The organism is Spirulina sp. CCY15215 (genome assembly GCF_016888125.1).
Lineage (GTDB): Bacteria > Cyanobacteriota > Cyanobacteriia > Cyanobacteriales > Spirulinaceae > CCY15215.
Genome location: NZ_JACSWA010000255.1, coordinates 1 through 762 on the forward strand (window position 1 = coordinate 1; position 762 = coordinate 762).

A 762-nucleotide genomic window follows, 5' to 3' on the forward strand; every position below is an offset into this window, starting at 1 on the left:
TAGGGTTTGCTGAAAAGAGATAAAAAGATTGCTGTGTAAGGCTTAGAGAAACAAAAAAATAGAATTAAATGGGATAAAAAGGGGTAGAATAGAGAAAAACCCCGCATTTTTACGAACAGATGTACAGAAAAAGAGAGCAAACAGATAACCAAGGAGAAACATTTGAATTCCTTTTGGAGGGAAAGTTATGTGAAGAGAATCGTTGGGTAATAATGTCTAAGCTAATTCCGTGGGCAGAGTTTGAAGAAGAATATGCCAAAAATTTTTCAGAAGAAATGGGAGCGCCAGCAAAACCATTTAGAATGGCATTAGGAGCATTAATAATTAAAGAAAAATTGGGAATCAGCGATAGAGAAGTAGTAGAACAAATCAAAGAAAACCCATATTTGCAGTATTTTATTGGTCAAGAATGTTACAGTAATGAAGCACCATTTGAAGCATCAATGATGGTACATTTTCGTCAAAGAATCGATATAAATCTAATCGAAAAAGTGATAGATACTTTGTATAAATCTATAAAAGGAAAACTAGATAAAAAACCGATAACTTATCGAAAGATAGCAAGAAAAGAGTATTTAAAGGTTGCAAAAAAGAGAAAAGTGTCACGAAAAGAAAGAAGAAAAGCTGTTAAAAAACAACTCCAATATATCCAACGAAATTTAGGAAATATTGAGAAATTAATAGAAAAGGGAGTGAGTCTAGAAATCTTGAGTAAAAGGCAATACAGGAGATTTTTAGTAGGAAATGAAATCTACCGTCAGC

At 32.4% G+C, this 762-nt stretch carries 1 protein-coding gene; it reads left to right on the forward strand.

The annotated features are described in order from the left end of the window. Positions 1 to 119: 119 nt before the first annotated feature. On the forward strand, positions 120 to 762 hold a 643-nt coding region (locus tag JUI58_RS02400; RefSeq protein ID WP_204102146.1), incomplete at its 3' end, for a transposase.